The following is a 1978-nucleotide window of genomic DNA, read 5'->3' on the forward strand; positions in this document are numbered from 1 at the left end:
TGGTCTGGGGGTGATGGGTGGCTGGTCGTTGTTTGAGAACTGCACAGTGGACGCGAGCATCTGTGGCCAAGTTTTTAAGGGCGCACGGTGGATGCCTTGGCACCAGGAACCGATGAAGGACGTGGGAGGCCACGATAGTCCCCGGGGAGTCGTCAACCAGGCTTTGATCCGGGGGTTTCCGAATGGGGAAACCCGGCAGTCGTCATGGGCTGTCACCCGCTGCTGAACACATAGGCAGTGTGGAGGGAACGAGGGGAAGTGAAACATCTCAGTACCCTCAGGAAGAGAAAACAACCGTGATTCCGGGAGTAGTGGCGAGCGAAACCGGATGAGGCCAAACCGTATGCGTGTGAGACCCGGCAGGGGTTGCGTATACGGGGTTGTGGGATCTCTCTTTCACAGTCTGCCGGCTGTGAGGCGAGTCAGAAACCGTTGATGTAGGCGAAGGACATGCGAAAGGTCCGGCGTAGAGGGTAAGACCCCCGTAGTCGAAACATCAGCGGCTCGTTTGAGAGACACCCAAGTAGCACGGGGCCCGAGAAATCCCGTGTGAATCTGGCGGGACCACCCGCTAAGCCTAAATATTCCCTGGTGACCGATAGCGGATAGTACCGTGAGGGAATGGTGAAAAGTACCCCGGGAGGGGAGTGAAATAGTACCTGAAACCGTGTGCCTACAAGCCGTGGGAGCATCCTTGTGGTGTGACTGCGTGCCTTTTGAAGAATGAGCCTGCGAGTTTGCGGTGTGTTGCGAGGTTAACCCGTGTGGGGTAGCCGTAGCGAAAGCGAGTCCGAACAGGGCGATGGAGTAGCACGCTCAAGACCCGAAGCGGAGTGATCTAGCCATGGGCAGGTTGAAGCGGAGGTAAGACTTCGTGGAGGACCGAACCCACCAGGGTTGAAAACCTGGGGGATGACCTGTGGTTAGGGGTGAAAGGCCAATCAAACTCCGTGATAGCTGGTTCTCCCCGAAATGCATTTAGGTGCAGCGTCGTGTGTTTCTTGCCGGAGGTAGAGCACTGGATAGGCGATGGGCCCTACCGGGTTACTGACCTTAGCCAAACTCCGAATGCCGGTAAGTGAGAGCGCGGCAGTGAGACTGTGGGGGATAAGCTCCATGGTCGAGAGGGAAACAGCCCAGAGCATCGACTAAGGCCCCTAAGCGTACGCTAAGTGGGAAAGGATGTGGAGTCGCAGAGACAACCAGGAGGTTGGCTTAGAAGCAGCCACCCTTGAAAGAGTGCGTAATAGCTCACTGGTCTAGTGATTCCGCGCCGACAATGTAGCGGGGCTCAAGCGTACCGCCGAAGTCGTGTCATTCCAGAGTATAGGGCCAACGCCTTCTGGGATGGGTAGGGGAGCGTCGTCTGCCGGGTGAAGCAGCCGCGTAAGCGAGTTGTGGACGGTTGACGAGTGAGAATGCAGGCATGAGTAGCGATTCACACGTGGGAAACGTGTGCGCCGATTGACTAAGGGTTCCTGGGTCAAGCTGATCTGCCCAGGGTAAGTCGGGACCTAAGGCGAGGCCGACAGGCGTAGTCGATGGATAACCGGTTGATATTCCGGTACCCGCTGTGAAGCGTCAAACATCGAACCGAGCGATGCTAAGTCCGTGAAGCCGCCCTGATCTCTTCGGAGTTGAGGGGAGTGGTGGAGCCGACGGACCAGACTTGTAGTAGGTGAGTGATGGGGTGACGCAGGAAGGTAGTCCAGCCCGGGCGGTGGTTGTCCCGGGGTAAGGGTGTAGCCCGTCATCCAGGCAAATCCGGATGACATGTGGGTGAGACCTGATGCCGAGCCGATTGTGGTGAAGTGGATGATCCTATGCTGTCGAGAAAAGCCTCTAGCGAGTTTCATGGCGGCCCGTACCCTAAACCGACTCAGGTGGTCAGGTAGAGAATACCGAGGCGTTCGGGTGAACTATGGTTAAGGAACTCGGCAAAATGCCCCCGTAACTTCGGGAGAAGGGGGGCCACGCC

Annotated in this window: 1 rRNA gene (only partly in view); it reads left to right on the forward strand. The window is 57.4% G+C overall.

Annotation, left to right across the window (positions count from 1 at the left end):
- Window positions 1-64 precede the first annotated feature (64 nt).
- A 23S ribosomal RNA gene (locus ACFWPQ_RS51830) occupies window positions 65-1978 on the forward strand (it continues 1292 nt past the right edge of the window).

Origin of the sequence: Streptomyces sp. NPDC058464 (genome assembly GCF_042721035.1) — a bacterium.
Lineage (GTDB): Bacteria > Actinomycetota > Actinomycetes > Streptomycetales > Streptomycetaceae > Streptomyces.